At 56.8% G+C, this 18,373-nt stretch carries 17 protein-coding genes and 1 pseudogene; 12 read left to right on the forward strand and 6 right to left on the reverse strand.

The window, feature by feature from the left end; all coding sequences use genetic code 11:
- Positions 1–215: 215 nt before the first annotated feature.
- Positions 216–1,046 (reverse strand): helix-turn-helix transcriptional regulator, encoded by an 831-nt coding sequence (locus HLH28_RS17035; protein WP_182961450.1) that lies wholly within the window; start codon positions 1,044–1,046, stop codon positions 216–218.
- A 94-nt stretch (positions 1,047–1,140) separates the two neighbouring features.
- Here HLH28_RS17035 and HLH28_RS17040 point away from each other — a divergent pair, with 94 nt between their 5' ends.
- Positions 1,141–2,031 carry an SDR family oxidoreductase gene (locus tag HLH28_RS17040; protein ID WP_182961452.1) on the forward strand — a complete coding sequence of 297 codons (891 nt, stop codon included), beginning with the start codon at positions 1,141–1,143 and terminating at the stop codon, positions 2,029–2,031.
- On the opposite strand, the gene HLH28_RS17045 is transcribed toward HLH28_RS17040, so the two are convergent.
- Positions 2,019–2,255, reverse strand: coding sequence for a winged helix-turn-helix transcriptional regulator (locus tag HLH28_RS17045; RefSeq protein ID WP_275943754.1), 237 nt, complete (start codon positions 2,253–2,255; stop codon positions 2,019–2,021). The two genes, HLH28_RS17040 and HLH28_RS17045, sit on opposite strands and share 13 nt — an antisense overlap.
- Before the next feature lie 545 nt (positions 2,256–2,800).
- On the opposite strand from HLH28_RS17045, the gene HLH28_RS17050 reads away from it, so the two are divergent.
- Together HLH28_RS17050 and HLH28_RS17055 are read left to right on the forward strand one after the other, a co-directional pair.
- Positions 2,801–4,231: an alkaline phosphatase family protein gene (locus HLH28_RS17050; RefSeq protein ID WP_182961454.1), complete on the forward strand. Its 1,431-nt coding sequence runs from the start codon at positions 2,801–2,803 to the stop codon at positions 4,229–4,231.
- Between the two features lie 466 nt (positions 4,232–4,697).
- Positions 4,698–5,930, forward strand: a complete 1,233-nt coding sequence (locus HLH28_RS17055) for a patatin-like phospholipase family protein (protein WP_275943753.1) — start codon at positions 4,698–4,700, stop codon at positions 5,928–5,930.
- 560 nt (positions 5,931–6,490) lie between these two features.
- On the opposite strand, the gene HLH28_RS17060 is transcribed toward HLH28_RS17055, so the two are convergent.
- Positions 6,491–8,686: a hypothetical protein gene (locus HLH28_RS17060; RefSeq protein ID WP_182961458.1), complete on the reverse strand. Its 2,196-nt coding sequence runs from the start codon at positions 8,684–8,686 to the stop codon at positions 6,491–6,493.
- Between the two features lie 129 nt (positions 8,687–8,815).
- Between HLH28_RS17060 and HLH28_RS17065 the strand changes: the two genes are divergently transcribed.
- Together HLH28_RS17065 and HLH28_RS17070 are read left to right on the forward strand one after the other, a co-directional pair.
- Positions 8,816–9,625: an IS5 family transposase gene (locus tag HLH28_RS17065; protein ID WP_182961460.1), complete on the forward strand. Its 810-nt coding sequence runs from the start codon at positions 8,816–8,818 to the stop codon at positions 9,623–9,625.
- A gap of 10 nt (positions 9,626–9,635) precedes the next feature.
- Positions 9,636–10,110: pseudogene (locus tag HLH28_RS17070) on the forward strand (IS630 family transposase); the annotation flags it as partial.
- 110 nt (positions 10,111–10,220) lie between these two features.
- On the opposite strand, the gene HLH28_RS17075 reads toward HLH28_RS17070, so the two are convergent.
- Positions 10,221–10,601: a response regulator gene (locus tag HLH28_RS17075; protein WP_182961462.1), complete on the reverse strand. Its 381-nt coding sequence runs from the start codon at positions 10,599–10,601 to the stop codon at positions 10,221–10,223.
- 27 nt (positions 10,602–10,628) lie between these two features.
- Positions 10,629–11,816 (reverse strand): GAF domain-containing sensor histidine kinase, encoded by a 1,188-nt coding sequence (locus HLH28_RS17080; protein WP_182961464.1) that lies wholly within the window; start codon positions 11,814–11,816, stop codon positions 10,629–10,631.
- 426 nt (positions 11,817–12,242) lie between these two features.
- Here HLH28_RS17080 and HLH28_RS17085 point away from each other — a divergent pair, with 426 nt between their 5' ends.
- Entirely contained in the window at positions 12,243–12,755 is a 513-nt protein-coding gene (locus tag HLH28_RS17085) for a hypothetical protein (RefSeq protein WP_182961466.1), read from the forward strand.
- 311 nt (positions 12,756–13,066) lie between these two features.
- Here HLH28_RS17085 and HLH28_RS17090 read toward each other — a convergent pair whose 3' ends face one another.
- Positions 13,067–13,630 (reverse strand): ferritin-like domain-containing protein, encoded by a 564-nt coding sequence (locus tag HLH28_RS17090; protein ID WP_182961468.1) that lies wholly within the window; start codon positions 13,628–13,630, stop codon positions 13,067–13,069.
- A 900-nt stretch (positions 13,631–14,530) separates the two neighbouring features.
- Here HLH28_RS17090 and HLH28_RS18430 point away from each other — a divergent pair.
- From HLH28_RS18430 to HLH28_RS17120, 6 genes are read left to right on the forward strand one after another with little or no spacing between them, the layout of a single operon-like run.
- Positions 14,531–14,782, forward strand: coding sequence for a monovalent cation/H+ antiporter complex subunit F (locus tag HLH28_RS18430; protein ID WP_182961470.1), 252 nt, complete (start codon positions 14,531–14,533; stop codon positions 14,780–14,782).
- Positions 14,779–15,072, forward strand: a complete 294-nt coding sequence (locus HLH28_RS17100) for a monovalent cation/H(+) antiporter subunit G (RefSeq protein ID WP_182961472.1) — start codon at positions 14,779–14,781, stop codon at positions 15,070–15,072. The genes HLH28_RS18430 and HLH28_RS17100 overlap by 4 nt, the downstream gene beginning before the upstream one ends.
- A complete protein-coding gene (locus HLH28_RS17105) occupies positions 15,069–15,317 on the forward strand; it encodes a Na(+)/H(+) antiporter subunit B (RefSeq protein ID WP_182961474.1) in 249 nt (82 codons plus the stop codon). Before HLH28_RS17100 ends, HLH28_RS17105 begins: the two co-directional genes overlap by 4 nt.
- Entirely contained in the window at positions 15,314–16,129 is an 816-nt protein-coding gene (locus tag HLH28_RS17110; protein ID WP_182961476.1) for an MnhB domain-containing protein, read from the forward strand. Before HLH28_RS17105 ends, HLH28_RS17110 begins: the two co-directional genes overlap by 4 nt.
- Positions 16,122–16,523, forward strand: coding sequence for a sodium:proton antiporter (locus HLH28_RS17115; RefSeq protein ID WP_246396344.1), 402 nt, complete (start codon positions 16,122–16,124; stop codon positions 16,521–16,523). Before HLH28_RS17110 ends, HLH28_RS17115 begins: the two co-directional genes overlap by 8 nt.
- Complete coding sequence (locus tag HLH28_RS17120) at positions 16,520–18,304, forward strand: complex I subunit 5 family protein (RefSeq protein ID WP_182961478.1); 1,785 nt, start codon at positions 16,520–16,522, stop codon at positions 18,302–18,304. The genes HLH28_RS17115 and HLH28_RS17120 overlap by 4 nt, the downstream gene beginning before the upstream one ends.
- Positions 18,305–18,373 lie beyond the last annotated feature (69 nt).

Here is an 18,373-nt window from a genome sequence, read left to right on the forward strand (position 1 = left end):
CCCGAGGAAAGCCGGGACCAGAAATGATATTGCGAGGCCACAAGCAGCAAAATGGCCGCCGGCACTTTCAGCCATAAGGGAAGGGTCAGCGGCCATAGCCAGTTCAGGATAACGATCAGGCAGGGTAAAGCGAAGATAACGCGTACTATTGCCAGGCTCCTCATGAAAAGGCGGCATCGAATTGGGAATGGAGGACTGCCCGTATCGTATCCGGATCAATGCTCGAGAGCTGTTCTGAGCTTTTCGGCGTCCTCGGGTGTCGCGGGGTTGTAGACGACCAGGGTCAGATCCGGCCGGCCATCGACCGAGAACGTCGAGTGTTCGAAGGCGAAGGAGCCGAGGACCGGATGGTCGATGTGCTTGACGATGTCGACCGGCGCCTCGGTGACACTGTTCTCATGCCACATCGTCCGGAATTCGGGACTGAGCCGGCAGAGTTCCGTTACCAGGGGTGTGATCTCGTCCGCTGCCCCGGCGCGTGCCGTCTCGATCCGGAAGGCGCCGACCACGAAGCGGGCCATGCTGTCCCAGTCGGGCTGCATGGCGCGGGAACGCGGATCGAGGAAGATGATCCGCAGGATGTTACGCTCGGCTGGTGGCAAGGCGCTGTAGTCGCCCAGCATGATGGTTGCCGCGTGGTTCCAGGCCGGGACATCCCAGGTCGCGGTCCGGATCAGCGCCGGACTGGGGTCCAGCGCGTCGAGCACGCGTTGCAGGCGCGGCGTGACGGTGCCGCTCCTGCGATACCGCGCATCGGGAGGGCGCCCGAGGCCGAGCAGGAACAGATGCTCGCGCTCGACATCGGTCAGCATCAGGGCGTGGGCGATCCGGTCCAGCACATCGGCAGACGGTGCGCCGCCACGCCCCTGTTCCAGCCAGGTGTACCAGGTCGGGCTGATATTGGCCCTCTGCGCGACTTCCTCGCGCCGCAGGCCGGGCGTGCGGCGGCGTTCCTGCGGAAGGCCGAAGGCTGCCGGATCGAGCTTCGCGCGACGATCCTTCAGCCAGGTGCCGAGCCGTTTGCCGCCGTCCTGATGCTCGCTCATCCTGTTAGTCTTTATAATACGATAAGATCACTACTTTAACAGAATAGGGCATAGACCGAGATTTGTCTTCACCAGAAAACGGGAGACTTCGCTCATGCGTATATTCGTCACCGGTGCAACCGGATTCATCGGCATGCCGACCGTCAGGGAACTGATCGCCGCCGGTCATGACGTGCTTGGCCTGGCCCGTTCGGATGACGGGGCGCGCGCCCTCGCCGCCGTCGGCGCGCAGGCGCAGCGCGGCGCGCTCGAGGATCTCGACAGCCTGCAAAAAGGGGCAATGGCGTCGGACGCCGTGATTCATCTGGCCTTTATCCACGACTGGTCGAACTTCATGGCAAGCTGCGAAACGGATCGCCGCGCCATCGAGGCGCTCGGGTCCGCGCTTGCCGGCTCCGACAAGCCGTTCCTGGCCACGGGCGGGCTGGCAGGACTGGCACCGCCGGGACAGGTGGCGACCGAAAACGATGTGATTCTGCCGGACTTCCCGTTCCCGCGCGTGTCCGAACAGACGGCGCTGGCGCTGGCGCTGATCCCGCAAGGTATCCGCGCGTCGGTGGTACGCCTGCCGCAGGTCCACGACAGGGCGAAGCAGGGGCTTATCACGCCTCTTATCGAGACGTTCCGTCAGAACGGCACTTGTGCCTATGTGGGCGATGGAAGCAATCTCTCGCCGGCGGCGCATGTGCTCGATGTCGCCCGTCTTTACAGGCTGGCCATCGAAAAGGGGGCCACGGGCGCCGCCTGGCATGCGGTGGCCGAAGAGGGCGTGGCGATGCGCGATATCGTCGACACGCTCGGCCGGCGCCTGGACCTGCCGGTTCGATCCATCTTGCCCGACGAAGCGCCTGCCTTCTTCGGGCGCTTCGCGATGTTCGCGGGCTTCGACATGCGCGCCTCCAGCGCACTGACGCGGCAGGCATTGGGATGGGCACCGACCGGCCCGGGGCTGATTGCCGATCTGGAACAGCTTCAGGACGCCTGATCGAACGCCAGACGGGCCTCCCGGATGGCGGCGTGGCTCTGATTGGCCCATCGGACAAGGGAGGTCAGCGGTTCGAGGATCGTAACACCAAGATGCGTCAGTCGGTATTCGACGCTTGGCGGCTTGGTGGGAAACACCGTGCGCGCGATCAGGCCGTCACGCTCCAGATCGCGGAGGGTCGACGCGTAGGGCCTGCTCGACGTGCCGTATCGACCGTTCTGCAGGTAGCCGGTCTCATCAGATGGCCCTACTGGGCTATTTCACCGCCAAGCCACGGTCGACAGCGCTCCTCGCCGCAGTGCCGACGGCTGCCCCGGCCGTACCGACCATCATGGGCGGCGCGAGTGGCGCGCTTGCCTGCTGGCGAACACGCTACTGATTGCTGACTGTAGTCCCGATTCGGCCCATCAGCGGTGCTATGCCACTTTCACATGGCTCTGCTCGAAGATGGATGTCGTCACGTTTGGCTGTGCTTATGCCACCCTAACTTATCGCGCGCTGTACTACCATGGCGCGCCGTACCAGAAATGTTGAGCGCGGTTGGCCCGACCGAAAGAACACCGTTGGTTGATCTGGGTGCCGCAATTCATATGGTTTTATGTGCATTAGAGTAAGGCACTGACGTTCCGCCTCGCTTCTCTTCCGTTGGCATCCAGACTATCGTCGGGCTATCTAGGCATATCTGAATGTCAATTCGAATCCGGGAGATTGATGAATAGCATAGATTTAGATGCCAATCATAATTCCCATCAAGTATCGTGAGAGCGTAATGGACAAAAATGATCTTCCAAATATCGATAACGTAGTTGTATTAATGCTGGAAAACAGATCTTTTGACTGTATGCTCGGAGAATTATACGGACAAGAAACGGGTTTCGATGGTTTAAAAGGCACCGAATACAACACTTGGCATAAACCAGACGGCTCCAGAGAAGATATCACAGTATGGTCGGATTCCACATTATCTCCCGCATCCATCTATGTCCCCACTCCAGATCCAGGTGAGAGTTTCGACGACATCCACATGCAAATCCACGGACTGAGACCAGACGGTACGGTCAATCCAGATAGCCCTACGATGAAGGGATTTGTCGACAACTATATGCGGCTTGACCTGCCGAAACAGCCTGATCCCCAAGCCGCCATGCATTATTTTACGCCAATCCATGTGCCCGTCATCAGTCAATTGGCTCGGGCATTCGGTGTATCAGACCGCTGGTTTGCATCTGCCCCTTGCCAGACATGGCCCAACAGGTTCTTCGTGCACACGGGAACCGCAGGCGGGTATGTGAATAATACCCCGGCCCATATTTACACAATGGAGACGGTATTCAATCGTCTTGCAGACAAGGGGAAGGACTGGAGAATTTATTTTCACGATTTCCCACAATCCGCGACCTTGATGCGTCTATGGGAGAGTCCGGAGCGTTTCAGGCGGTTTGATGATGATTTCGCAACTGATGTTAAAAAAGGGCGACTTCCAGCCTATACCTTTATAGAACCGCGCTATTTTGCTGATTTGGTCGGCAATCATGCTCCGAACGATCAGCATCCTCCCCACAATGTTGCATACGGCGAGGCGCTGATCGCCTCTGTTTATAATGCTCTACGTGCAGGCCCCAAGTGGAAGCAGACGCTCTTCATCATTACATACGATGAACATGGTGGCTGTTTCGATCATGTAGTGCCCCCTGCGGCTACCCCACCAGGAGGAACAGCCACTGGAGGTTTCCGTTTTGATTATTATGGCGTACGTGTTCCCGCGGTGATTGTCTCTCCGTATATCAAAAAGGGAAGTTTTATACGGCCGCCGAGCCTAACGCCCTTCGACCATACCTCGATCATAGCGACGCTTCGCAAGCTCTTTGGAATCGAAGCCTTAACCTTACGCGATATGGCAGCGCCGGATATTCTCTCCTGTATGACGATGACACCCGACAATGACGGTCCACCATCCGTCACACCTGCCAGCTGGGGCGCGACAGAAGAAGAAGTCACTCAACTCAGGCAAGAGGCACCTAATGAATTACAGTCCAGCCTCGCAGCAGCTGCTTGCCTGCTTCCTCCAGCGGATACAGATTCGACCGAGCATGTTGCACGTCTGAAGAGCAGTCCACCATCCTGCCCGCAACATGCCACTGCTCGTGATGCCGCGAGTGCAGCAAACGAAAAAATGCGGGCCTTTCTTGGAGGCCGATAGCGGAATTGCGATCAAGACATAGACAAGTCCAAGACTGAGAGATAACGAAGAGCGCATTTTAGAACTATGTTATTAACGCCCTGAAGCAGTTGAGAAAGTAGGCGAGCACAGTCAAAGGAGCTTGGACAACGCCTGCGGACGCCGCGAGCTTCCGGAACTGGATCGACAGGGTCACCAGCCGTGCCGAAGGACGCCAGGCCCGGATACCCCCCCGCAGCTTGACCGCCTGGACGATGCATCGGACGTTCCGAGCCTGTAGATGTTGCCGACGGTGGCCTAGGCTCCGTTCAATAAGGGGCGGTTATATTGTTCGAAGTGACGACTGCTATCGCCTCATCTAAGACATACAGCCTCCCATTCTCCACTCCCCACTCAAGACGTATAGAGCCAGTTTGTGCCATCCTGAACGTGGACAGATTTTCGGGATGGAAAGTGGCATTATGGCTGTCAAAATCGAGGTTAGAGGATGTGCAGAAAGCGGTCACTTAATCTGGGGTCGATTTGGAAAGTAGTTTTGCGAGATAAGCTTAGGCGAGAGCACAGTGCGGCTCCAGTGTTCTGTATCCAAGGAGGCGGTGCTCGTGGAGCGTGGGAAGCGGGTGTATTGGCTGGCCTCCTCAAATCAGGAAAAATTACCACCCCGTGCGCTATTTGGGGAACGAGTGCTGGAGCCTTAAATGCGCTTTGGAGTAGAGACCCTTCTGTTCAGAAGGAACCTTTAAAGCTTCTTGATTACTGGACTACTATGGCATCTCGATTTATTTGTTTAGGTATTCTATTAATTTCGTGTATTTTGATGATCGTATGGTGTATTTTTTACGTATTTCACTTGTCATTGATAATAATTTTCGCCGTTGTAATATTTTTATTTTCACTAATTTCCATATTATGTTTATTATGCTTGTGCAAAATATTAAAGAGGCTTCCTGGAATATTGCCGTCCAGCTTCGTTCGACTGATTATTCCTAGACCAAAAGGTATTGCGCCAGGTTGGTTTGTTTACACTTGCGTTGCAAACGTTGACTCTCAGTCATGGCCAGAACAATGGGAGGATACAAACGATGGCTGGTTTTTTCTTAAAAACGATTCATCTGCGTGTTCTTCTGAAAATTTGCATACCGGAGAAATGGTTGACGCCTTCGATGTAGCTGTCGCTTCGGCCTCCATTCCGGGCTTGGTACGTCCTACCCGTTTGAGTGGAATGACGCTACTTGATGGTGGTTTGGTAGCGAATCTTCCTGCAGGCTTCATTTTAACAAATGGCGCTACGGGTGGAGCATACGTCCTATGTATTGTGCCACGTGCAGTTGAAGATCTTTCACACTCCGACCCTATTGATCGCCGCACTCTTGATTTTCTTGTTCATTTGAAAGATGAACAAGAGAAACATCGTAGTTCTTCTAATGATGGATCGCACAATACCGGTCCGGCTCATGCCCTTATCCCAATTTTCATAATTTCTCCGAAGAAAAAGCTTAAATCTGGGCTTTGCAAATTTTGGTGTCCTCTCCTTCGTCGAGAGTTCAAACAAGGCAATGAAGAAGCAATAATGTTTTCAAACGCTTTGAAGAAGTTCGCTGCTGGCAATATGTCTCTGATGCAGGAATATCTACTAGAGAACGTGATGCGCAGTTGTGAAGCACCCACTGGTGTATCTCGTAAACCCCTGTGGCTTAAATGGGTGAACACACGATGGTAGAATATTATATTCACGCATTTCCTACCAAATTACTATTAATAATTACGTGATTATTTTATATAACATATCCATTTATGATTTAATAGAAAGACATAAAACGTATGTAAATCATAGGGGATTTTCACTATTTTATTTTCTGATGCAAGCGATAGTCAGCCTAAAAATGAGGAGGTATAAAATTTTGTTATTTAATGTCCGATAATCGTAATTTCACTTCAGGATCGGACTTTCCTCCGCTCCCAAGGCCGCCCGCAGGATGGTCGCAAGCGGTATATACCGTGATCAGAAACCGGCCATTTAACGTGAACATTCATATGTCGGTCCACGCCTCCGATCCGCGCCACTTCGCCTGACACCGTCACGCACCACAGTCAAAGACAAAAGGTGTCGTGCAATATTTTTATCCTGCGCACAAAAGGCCAGCCGCCAAAGCAGCTCAGCGGTACAATCCTTCCGTAATGCAATTGTACCACTTATCTCCGATCCTCCCTCGCAGGAGAGAAACAGAACGGGTCTTTCACGTCTCTTCACAGATGAGGCAGAAGCAATAGCCCTTGGTATCAGGATAGCCCCGGCACTTTTCCGGCCCGCAACTCCTCCCAACTAACCACCAGAATGGTTTCCGATCCGCTACTGTTGCTGGACAGCAGGACTTTCTGCGTCACGTCGTCAACCTTGGGAATCCCAGGCATTGAAGGCAGGACGCCGACGGCGATTTCTCCACCTGCGCCAATGCAGATACAAGGGTTCTTCTCACCACGCTTATGAGCGGCGGCTATCTGCTGTTCGAACCAGTCCCAATCATGACCGATCGATGCCACGGGGGTCAAAATGTGGGCAAGCTGTGGGTGCCAACTATCAACGATCCTAGGGATTTCAGTCAGCAACTTGTCGATCAGGATCGTCGGACTCAGCGCGTTAATCGCTGCCAAAGCGGCATTTTTTCCTTCGTTTAAAGGAATTTGATCGCCAAAGCTTGTGATAATGGCCGTGTTTGCCGCACTCGCATCCCGACCATCGCCAGATGCCGCAATGATAGAGCACTTAAGCCAGTATCTCGCCCTTTCCACCCCCAAATCACGAAGACGAGTAATCTGTGGATCGTCCTGCTTTGCGTCAAACTGCCAATCGAAAATGGCATGAGTCTGCCAGCCGGTCGAGAATGCGGAACGCATGAGTTGCTCGTCTTCACCAATGAAGGCTCGTAATATCCAGTCAGCAAAATCGGAGACCGATGCAAAGGCCTCTGCTCCTGTTTTGCATCGACGCACAGAGATGGTGGGGGGAGGCTCATCTATGTCTTCGGCAGACGAATAGCGGAGCGCTACCTCCTGAAGTATCCCGGCCATATCGACCTCGGCCCAAAAGGAACTGGCTTGCAGCAAGCGCTTCTGCTCTGGTTCGGCATCCGCAATCTGAGCGGAAAGCGAACCAAATCGACCGAGAAGCAATCCCAATCTAAATAGAGCGGAAAAGGTCCACTGACCGTCAATCAGCGGTGGCGTCGACGCAATTTCGTCGAGTAGAAGTACGCCGAGGATCGGATGGCGCCAGTCCATGCCAGGTCTGGCGCAACTCGACATGAAATTCCGCATGCGGTCGACATGGCGAACGGCATCTCGCGCATAGTCACCCAACACACCCCAGAAATCGACAGATACCGGCATGATGTGGCGATCCAGCGTCAACCCTGGGTAACGCCAGCGTTCTATATTTCGAATGTCTTCCCATCCTTGGGCCAGCGCCCATTCCGACGAACCATATCCTTCCAGATACTGGACGGCAGCACCGCCGTCATTCGATAGCCAGGACCAGCATGCAGACAATTCGCGTGTCCGACCGTCCTCAAGGATGAAATCGCATATGGGCGAGCGGCTATTCTCCAAGAACCCTTCGCTTTGTGCCCGCTCCAGAAAACTGAATGGATTCACGACGCCCGCGAGGATCAGATAGGGTGAATTGGCCATTCTGGGATAGAGATGGTTGTAGGCCACCATTGCAAAGCCGGAGCCCCCGGAACGCTCAGCCTCTCGGACCATCAGATTGGCAGCAGTCGAGCACACGGCATGGATATCATCTTCGTCGAGGCTTGATGCGGGCGTGAAAGACAGTGTCGCAGCCACTATTCCATCAGCTGTCAGTCCCTTCTGGCCAATCGCGCTCCAGGCGATTGGAATATGAACGATCAGTTGAGGCTCTGCTTGGCTATCATCGAAGCGTAGGCACAGAACACGGCGATGTGACCAACTGTTAAGGCCGGTGACGGCGTGATCGAGAAGCGTTGAGAAATTGCGTGAGACGATCACCATCATGACATCGTTCGCGCTGGAGAAGGGCGTATGGTTCAGTGCCTCATGCTCATACGCCATGATCTCTGTCACCGCCTCGCGGCTGCTGCCATGCTGATTTTTGATCTCGAACAGAACAAAGCGTGAGGTTTCTCGCGCGCAGTATAGCAGGTCGACAAAGAGGCGTTCTCCTTTCTCGCTGGATATGCTGCGATTATTCTTGGCGACAAGTTCAAGGGTGTGAAGTTCTCCCAGCACATGCCCGGCTGCCCTTAGGTTTCCGAGCCGGCTCAGGTAGTCGATGGGAAAAGGCGGCTTGAATTCGGGCGATTCTGACCACATCAGTGCTTCACGGATCTTGTCAGCGCCGACAATGACATCTGACAACCTATCATCCGTAATGACTGATTCGAGCCAGTCCTGAACCTGCTGCTCTCTGTCGAATTTTGGTTTGTCTACTTGCTTCATCTTAGTGTCCCACAACCCACACATGTAATCCTGTGAGAATTGTTTCTGGAATTACAATATTTTTTTAATAAGCATGTTTCCTTAGAGGGTGTTATGTACTTTCGTGCGTGATTGGTTCAGTAATGCTGAATGACGCAAGTTCGGAAGCCGTATCCCTCTGACGTATCAGACGAAGAATGGTCGTTGGTTGTCCCGTATCTGGTTCTGATGCGAGAGGACGCGGAACAGCGGCGGCATGATCTGCGCGAACTGTTCAACGGGTTGCGCTACGTGATCCGCTACGGGATTGCCTGGCGCGCCATGCCGAACGATCTTCCGCCTTGGTCGGCGGTCTATCAGCAATCCCGTCGCTGGATGGAGGCAGGCTGCTTCGAAGCACTGGCGTCTGACCTACGGGCTGTGCTGCGCATGGCCTCCGGCCGCAAGGCGGAACCCACGGCGGCCATCCTCGACAGCCGAACCTTGCGTTCGACACCGGAGAGCGGACCGCGCGCCGGATATGATGGGGCCAAACGCAAAAAGGGCTCGAAACTGCATATGGCCGTGGACACGTTTGGCCATCTGCTGGCCCTGCACGTCACGCCAGCCAATCGGGACGATCGCGTCGAGGTCGGACGCCTCGCCGCAGCCATTCAGGAGGTGACGGAGGAAAGCGTCGAACTGGCCTATGTCGATCAGGGATACACGGGCGAGAGGCCGGCCGAGGCAGCCCGCACCCACGGTATCACGCTTGAAGTCGTCAAGTTGCCCGAAGCCAAGCGCGGCTTTGTCCTGCTGCCTCGCCGACGGGTCGTAGAACGGTCTTTCGCATGGGCCACACGATGCCGCAGACTCGTTAAGGATTACGAGCGCTACGCTTCAACGCTCGCAAGTCTCCATGTCGTCGCTTTCGCATGCTTCATGCTCAGAAACGCCGCTATACTCGCTCAAGGTGCATAACACCCTCTAGGCGTCGACCAACATGGCGCGACGCTACGGTCGTGCCCCGCGCGGCCAGCGGCTGCGTTCGGCCGTTCCCCATGGGTACTGGAAAACAACCACCTTCATCGCGGGCCCGAGGCTGACAGGCCTGGTCGCACCGATGGTGCTGGACGGGCCGATCAACGGCCGGTGCTTCCAGACCTATGTCGAGCATGTCCTCGTGCCGGACCTGGGACCGGGCGATGTGGTCGTGATGGACAATCTCGGCTCCCACAAGGGAGCGGCCGTGCAGGAAGCAATCGAGACCGCTGGTGCAAGTCCTGTTTCTTCCGCCCTACAGCCCTGACTTCAATCCGATCGAGATAAAACTCAAGGCCCATCTGCGCCGCGCCGCCGAGCGCACACGCGACGCTCTGTGGGACAGGATCGGCTCTCTCATCGATCTGTTCACACCCACAGAATGCGCCAACTTCTTCACCGCCGCTGGATATGAACCAGATTGAGAAGAAAACGATCTAGGAAAGATGTGCCTGACTAACCCGATCAAAAGTCAGCTTCCAAAGCAGAGAAAATTTTGGTCTTACAGCCGCATTTAACAACACTACTGTTCCAATTATATTTCAACAAGATTTTGAAGTATCAACGGGATATCCGAAATGTCATAAGGTTTGGCAACAAACCGGCTGTGAGAAAGAATGAAGTCGTTTGGCACCGAATGCTTGCCCGATGTCACAAGGACGCCTAGCCGAGGTCGGCTTTGGCGTGCTCGTAGGGCCAATTCCAGGCCGTTCATTGATCCAGGCATGTCGATATCCGTAAAAAGGGCATCAACAGGCGCTTTTTCACCTTCGAGAACGGTGAGCGCCTCATCCGCATTGGAAGCCTCGCGCACGTCGAACCCGTTGTCCCGTAATTCATCCGCGACTGCCAGGCGCGTTAAAATTTCGTCTTCGGCAACAATGACGTGCAGACGGCGGAAGGGAGGATTGGACATTGCGGTTCTCAGGAAAATCCAGTCATTTCAATGATAATTGGAAGAGGAGGGGGTGATTGGCAGGCGAAATGTAAAGCAGGTCTCGCCACCTCTGCACGACAAGGACAACCTTCCCTTGTGTGCTCGGGCAATTTCCGAGGCGATATAGAGTCCGAGACCCAATCCCTGCTGGCTCCGCCGTTGTCCGCCCCGGAAGAATGGCTGGAAAAGCTTGTCGTGAGCTTCCGGCGGAATGGGCTTGCCTCGGTTAAAGACGGATAATTCAAATAATTTTTCCTCTGTGCCCGCTCGTACGATAATCGGCTCGTGGGGATCGCCATGCGCTATGGCGTTGGATAGCAGGTTGGAAAATAATTGAGATACGCGTCCACTATCGCACGTTACAGCATGGTCTATCTTGAATTGCGTCTCGATACGCCGTTCCGGTTGAGCAGTTTCTACTTCTTGAACAATCTGCTCAAGGATGGGTTGCAGGGAATATTCGATATTCTGCTCCAATACGATGCCGTCTCCCAGCCGGCCGCGAGCAAAATCCATGAGATCGTTGATCAGCGCCGCCATGCGGGCGGTGCTCTTTTGAATCAGCGGCAAAAGCTCGGTCGCCCTTTCGGGCCGACGAAGAAGAAGCCTTGCTCCCGAATCGATCGACATCAATGGATTGCGCAGATCGTGGCCTAGAACGGCAATGAATTGTTCGCGGAGTTCCGACTGCGTGCGTTCGTGAGACAACGTAATCTCGTTTTCCGCCAATCGTGCACTCGCATCCACATGAAAGGCTACCAGGTCCGCGAAGAGGCGGAACATGGAAAGGATTTCGGGCCGGTTCAGATCATGCGGCGCCGGATCGGTTGCGCACAGCGTGCCGAAGAATGTTCCGTCGGGCAAAAGGATCGGAACCGAAATATAGCTTTTGAAATGATAATGATGAGACGCAAGATGATGGAAGTAAGTTGGATCAGCTCCGACGTCATTGATCACAATGGGCTCGCCCCGACGAAGAACGTCATGACTGAGTGTCGTCTGGACGGGCAACTCGTCTCCGATTTTGAGCCCCAGATCGATGTCGTCCCGCACGGCACAGGCAATCCAATAATCCTCGGTGACGCGCGCAACCGTGGCGAAGCGCAATCCTGTCGTATGGTACACAACATCGAGAATTTTCATAAGGGCCGGAACCCGGCCTGCTTCTTTAATGACTTCCCAATACTTTGCCATGTACCTGATAATCTCTCCACACCGGAAACAACCAAGCATATCCTCGACCCGGGGCGGGGAATGATTGCATAAAGTTTAACGGGGTGCGAGAGGCACTAATGGTCTGAATTATAAATATTTTGCCTTGTGCATGGCAGATATGCTTCCAGAAAGGGTCTAAGCTGCTGTGGCAGCCCTGCCATAGCCCTGTCGCGTCGGGGCACTCTCTGGAGACTCCGGTATCCCAAGGAGGCTGTGAACCTGGAGAAGGCGGTTTCCTGGGGGGTATGGAGCAGGTGCAGCTTGGCTCGATGCCTCAGTCTTTCGGCCTGGTTATCCCTCTCGATCCCTGTAACGCTTCGTTCGTCCAGCCTTATTCTCGGCGTGGTTCATTCCTAGGATCGCTGGGATGCAATCGGATCATATGCATTGTCGTGGAGGGCTGGAATGGTGGACGTGATACCGCGAGCGGCGGCAGCGCCTGGGGTAATGCCGGATACGAGTCCCACTGATCACGATTTGCTGGCGTTCTATCGGTCGGAGATCCGCTTCGAAAGCGAAGTGGTCAATGGCCGTTTGCAAGCCCTGCTGGGATCTCAATCCTTTCTTGTGATCGCTTATGCAACCGCGCTGACTGGAGCGAATAACCACTGGGGAAATACCTTGTTGCTGATAGGTCCTGTTTTGTTCTCACTTCTTGGGTTCGTATTGGCTCTCATGGCATGGCCAGGTATTCGTGCAGCCTACGCGGCGATTGCGAAATGGGAAGAAAAAGAGCGGGCCTTGCACGGACGATGTTCGTATCTGGTCAATTTTACCCTGGCCGCCAACGAAGACGATTCGCTCGATATGACGCGCCGGAACCAAGAGGGGGCGTTGTTTGCCCACCGTGCACCAATTGTTTTCGTGGTTGCGTGGACAATTTTCGGTATTATTCCGTTTTATTTGTATCTTAAGTAATTAATGCCACCGAAGATGGGCGCCTTGGCACTTGGCACGCATGCCTGTTCAAGCTGGGTCCGGCAGTTTAGCCCGAGTCCTCCCGCGTCTGAGAGCAATGCACGACCCGCATAGGGTGTTGTGTCATGGAGACGCTGTCGGAGTGCCCCCATGCCGGCCGTTCGGCGCGCGTCGCACATCCGTGGCCCGGGATATCCAGTCGCTTGCGCCCGGCATCAACGGCTCGATCGGAGAGTCCTTGGGGCGGTCGCCGCTAACGCGTTGGGACGACCGGAGCCCTGAGGCTCAGGCCGTGGAACCCGATCAGCGGGTCAGGAGAGGAATGGAGTGCCTTCATGGGCGACCAGCAGATCATGCAGGTCGGTGGCGTGGTCTTCCTCGTCAGAGAGGAATCCTTCGAGCATGATGCGCGTGGTCGGATCGTCGTCGCCGAAATGGCGGATCAACTCCTGATAATGTTCGATCACGATACGCTCGGCGATCAGATCCTGCTTGACCATCTCGACCAGATTGCCGCCATTGCCATATTCCGTCGCTGAGCGCGTGGCCAACCCTTCGGGGTTGAAGTTTGGCACCCCGCCAAGCTGATCAATCCGTTGCGCTGCCGCCAACATGTGCTTGCGTTCGGACGCCGCATGTTCGGCAAACTCGCGGCCCACGCTCTCGCTGGTCAGGCCCTCGACCGAAATGGAATGCATGGTGTAGCGCAGGACACAGACGAGTTCGGTTGCGACGACCGCCTGAAGAAGCTCGATGGTCTTCTTTACGTCCCCTTTATAGGACGGCATCACCGCACCGGCGTCGAGAGATTTCTGCGCCCGCTCGCGCAGCACCTGCACATCGGTGAGGAAGGCGTTCTTCGTATCGATGCTCATGGCTGGTTTCCTTTTGACTGAAGCCATGAATTCGAAACGTCGGAACAGCGAAAGGTTGCATACGGATTCGACTAAATCCTTATTTACAAATGCTTATTATTAATGAGGAAAATGACTGGTCAGGTCTTGATTCGTGGTTCTTGCGACAACCAATTTCCTGAGAGCGGGCGGGTATCGCAGCGCGGTCGGAATCGGTTCATCGCGCAACGACTTCTCCCGATTCAGGCAGATGTCCGGTGGCAGGTGATTGGAGGCCCGTCCGATTCGGTTCGCTGGATTTTTCGGGTGACGGTGGGCTTTTTTGCCTCGTTCCCGCTATCCGTTCGGTCGCCTCCTGATCTGCTTCGTGGGAACCCTATCGTTGCATAAGGGTTTATGGGCTGCAGGTGTTTGAAGCGGAGTGGACGTGCAGGCAAGCGGGCGCGCGAAAGCAGGCATGATGTTGCGCGCAGGTGGATGCGCGGCATTTCTGGCTGTACTGTATCCAGTGCTGGCGGGCGGATGGACTGGAACCGCGTTCATCTGTGTAGCCATTCTGTTGCCACCTCTGTTCTTGTTTCAGGTTCGCCTGGGTAGCTCGCGGACTGAAGCCCTGGCTTTGCGCTGGAGCTGGATCCGCCACCTTGGACCGGTCCTGATGTCGCTTCTGATCGAAAGCGGCCGGGTTGCGTGCGCATTGCTTCGGGTGCGGCCGGGTCGGCCCGCCGGGCGGACGACCACGGAAAGATTTGAGCCGGAGGGGCGGGACGATGCACAGCGACGCGGGCATCGGGCAGCAGCTGAAATGATCGGGTCTGCTTCGCCGAACGGGATCATCCTCTCGATCGCCGGGGATGAGCGAAGCTGCGATGTGCATCGTCTGTTGCCGTCGCGGACCCCAGGACCCGCAGGGTGGCCTGCGTGAACGTCTGGACCAGTGCGATCGTGGGGTTGCTCCTGCCCTTGGGACTGACTGTGCTGGCGGCCTGGCGCGGACGGTCGGAACGTCGTTTCGCTGCCATGCAGATGGCGAGCTTTCTCAGTGCGGCGATCCTCGTGCTGGTGACGTTCGCGCAGGGGGAGCCCAGTTTCATGGATTTGCCGCTGGCCCTTGTGCTGCTCGGTCTGCCGGGGTCGTTACTGATCGCGTCGTTCTACGATCGTTTTCTATGAGCGCCATTCTGCTTGACGGGGCGCTGGGTCTGCTTGTGATCGTCGCGTGGGTGGCGGTGCTCGGGTTCCTGCGCCTGCCCGAGACACTTGATGCGTTGCATGCGGCGGCCCTGCTCAATGTTGCCGGATCGGCCTCGCTGATCATGGTCTGCGTGATTGCGGACGGGCTGTCGGCGCGGACTATCAAGCTCGTCCTGATAGCGCTGCTGCTGGTATTCGGCGGGGCGGTCGTGTCGCAGATGATCGGGCGGGCGCATCTCCATCGTGCAGCCGAGGAAGAGCGACCATGATCGTCCCGCTTCTTATCCTGCTGGCGATCATAAGTGGGAGTGCTGTCGTACTGGTACGTGCGCCAAGGCAGCAGATTGTCGCGCTGGGCGTCAATGGGCTCGTGCTGGCCTTGCTGTTCGCGGTCCTGCTTGCGCCTGACGTGGCGCTGGCCGAAATCGTGGTGGGAGCTGCCATTACACCGCTGCTGTTCCTGGTCACTCTGTCCAGCATGCGGATGGACCGACGTCGGGAGCCTGAGGCATGAATGCGGTGGATGTTTCGTCCCGGGAAGCGCAGGCCACGATCGCACGCCGCGCCAGCGTCCTGCGCGGGGCTTTCGCAGCCCTCGCGGTTGCGCTGGTCGTCGCCGCATGGCCGGTCATGCGGGCGATGCCGCAATTTGGCGCGCATCCACTCATCTATGGTGACCGGGTGAATGCAATTGGGCCGGCCGAACGACATATCACCAACATGGTCAGCGCCATCAATTTCGATATTCGCGGTCTTGATACGCTGGGCGAGGAGTTCATGCTGCTGTGCACGGTTACCGGGGGCACGATTCTGCTGCGCGGCGGGCGCGGGGAGGATAGGAGAGCGCAGCCAGGCTGCGTCAGAGGACGCGCCAATCATCGGCCTCCGGACTCCTTGCGGTTGCTGTGTCGGATGCTGGCACCGCTGACCATGGTGTTCGGGCTCTATCTTGCGATCAATGCGGTGCTGACGCCCGGTGGGGGATTCCAGGGCGGCGTCGTGATCGCCAGTGCGCTGTTGCTGATCTATCTTGCTGAGGGATATGCCGGCTGGCGGGATGCACTGGGGGGCGAATTCTTCGATGCGATGGAGGGGTTGGGCGCTGCCCTTTATGCACTATGCGGTTTTGCGGCGATGGGGCTTGGTCGGCCCTATCTGGCTGTATTCCTGCCTCTCGGGAGCCTGAAGAGCACATTCTCCGGCGGCTCGATGCTGATCGTTAATCTGGGCGTGACTCTGGCGGTGGCGGGCGGGTTCGCGACCCTCCTGATCGAGTTCATGGAGGAAACACGGGCGCTGAATCCGGGCGACGACGCGGATGGGTGAGGCATTGTCGCTGCTGCCATGGATCGGTGTCGTCTGGTTGTTCGGGATCGGGCTCTACGGGATCGTCACTTCGCGGCATTTCGTCCATCTGACCGGCTGCCTCGCGGCCATCCAGTCGTCGAGCTATCTGCTGCTGCTGGCCATCGGCTATCGCTATGGGGCGGTCGCGCCGATTTTCTACGATAAGAAGCCGGGCACGCAGGCGGTTGATCCTGTGGTGCAGGCGCTGGTGCTGACCGATGTGGTGATCGGAGCCACCGTCAGCGCGCTTCTGCTGGCGCTCATCCTGCAACTGCACAAGCATGCCGGAACCGTCGATCCGCAGGCCATGCGCCCGATGGGAAGGGCAGGTGTAGCTGATGGCCGCCAGCGAAGAGGCGGGCGGGTAGGATGAATTCGGTTTTCGCTGATCCCGCCGCCTGGCCGATCTGTATTGTGGCCGGTCTGCTGACGCTTGCAGGGGTGTTGCTTGCTGGAGCGAAGATCGTGCCGACGCTGCTCAGCGATATCGTGACACTCGCGGCGACCGCGATCGCCGGCGGTATGGCGGCGGTGCTCGCGATGCGGATCGGAGACCATCCGGCACTCTACTGGATGGGGGGCTGGACGCCGCGTCAGGGACAGGCGATCGGGATCGCATTTCTGGCCGATCGTGCGGGCGCCGGGGCGACTGCCTTCGCGGGTCTGATGTTTACTGTGGCGATCTGGTTTGCGCGTGGGCATTTTGCCGGCGCACGCAATCATTTCCATGTCCTCATGCTGCTGTTCCTGGCGTCCCAGTGCGGTTTTTTCTTCGCGCATGATCTGTTCGACATGTTCGTCTGGTTTGAGATGATGAGCGTGGCGGGCTTTGCGTTGACGGGTTATGCGTTGCGAAGCCCCTCTCTGGACGGGGCGCTGAACTTCACCATCCTGAACACGATCGGCGCCTATCTGATTCTGATGGGGATAGCGCTAGCTTACGCACGCGCGAATGCGCTCGATTTCTCGGCCGTTCGGGCGATCGCACAGGGGCAGCCGGACGATCCGTTGCTGATCGCTGCGTTCGTGCTCATTACGACCGGATTTCTGACCAAGGCCGCGCAGGTGCCGTTTCATTTCTGGCTGCCGGACGCCCACGCGGTCGCACCCAGCCCGGTTTCGGCGATTTTTTCCGGGATCATGGTGTCGGTCGGCCTGTTCGGCGTCGCGCGGATGGTCTGGGAGGTGTTCGCGCCGTGCCCGGTCGTGCGTCATCTTGTTCATGTCGGCCTGATGTCGCTGGGCTGCGGCAGCGCGGTCATGGGCGCGGTGATGGCCCTGATGCAGCGCCATGTGAAACGGATGCTGGCATTTTCCACTGTTTCGCATGTGGGCGTTGCGCTGATTGGGGTCGGACTGCTCGGCCAGCAGGGCCTGGGCGGAAGTCTGCTGTATCTGGCGGGTCATGGGCTGATCAAGGCAGTGCTGTTCATGATTGCGGGCATCATGCTTTCCACGCTGGGTGGCATCGATGAGATCGGGCTGCGCGGAGCGGGGCGGCCGATCTGGCCGGCGGGCATCGTGATGGGGGCCTGCGCGCTGGTGCTGGCGGGAATTCCGATCGGGCCATTGGATGCGGGCGCGCAGATGATGGACGCGCAGGCGCGGAGCAGCGGGTTGCATGGCTTGACGCTGGTCATTGGTTTCGCGGGGGCCCTGACGGGAGGCGCCGTGCTCCGGGTGACAGGCCGGGTGTTCTTCAATCTGGGACCGACGTCGGGGGAGGAGGATGCAGCCCCTACCGACGACGAACGCGAACATGCAAACAGGCCGTTTGCGGCGCAGCTTGTTCCTGTCCTGGCGTTGCTTGCGGTGTGGGTGCTTTTCGGGATCGTATTCGCCTCGGGGGCCGAGGATTTTGCGCTCGCCGCGGCCCGTGACATGACACTTGATGCGGATTTCTTTCCGCGGCGGGGCCTGCCCCATGTGACGCCCGTCCTGCCGTGGCTGCCGGCGCTGATCGCGATGGCGATTGCAAGCGCTGATCTCAATCGCCATCATATCCCTGATGCGGTCTATGGCGCTTTTGCGGGCGCAAGCCGGCCTGCGTTCCGTATGTTGCAGGCGATCCATGATGGTGTGATCGGGGAGTATGTGCTGTGGATGATGGCGGGGCTCGTGTTTCTTGCAGGGATAGCGATCCTTGGATGCTAGCGATCGGAGGTCATTGCAGGTGATTGCGCGCTGATCGTTGGAACGATCGTATTGTCCCGATCGCATCCA

Origin of the sequence: Gluconacetobacter tumulisoli, assembly GCF_014174155.1 — a bacterium.
Classification (GTDB): domain Bacteria; phylum Pseudomonadota; class Alphaproteobacteria; order Acetobacterales; family Acetobacteraceae; genus Gluconacetobacter; species Gluconacetobacter tumulisoli.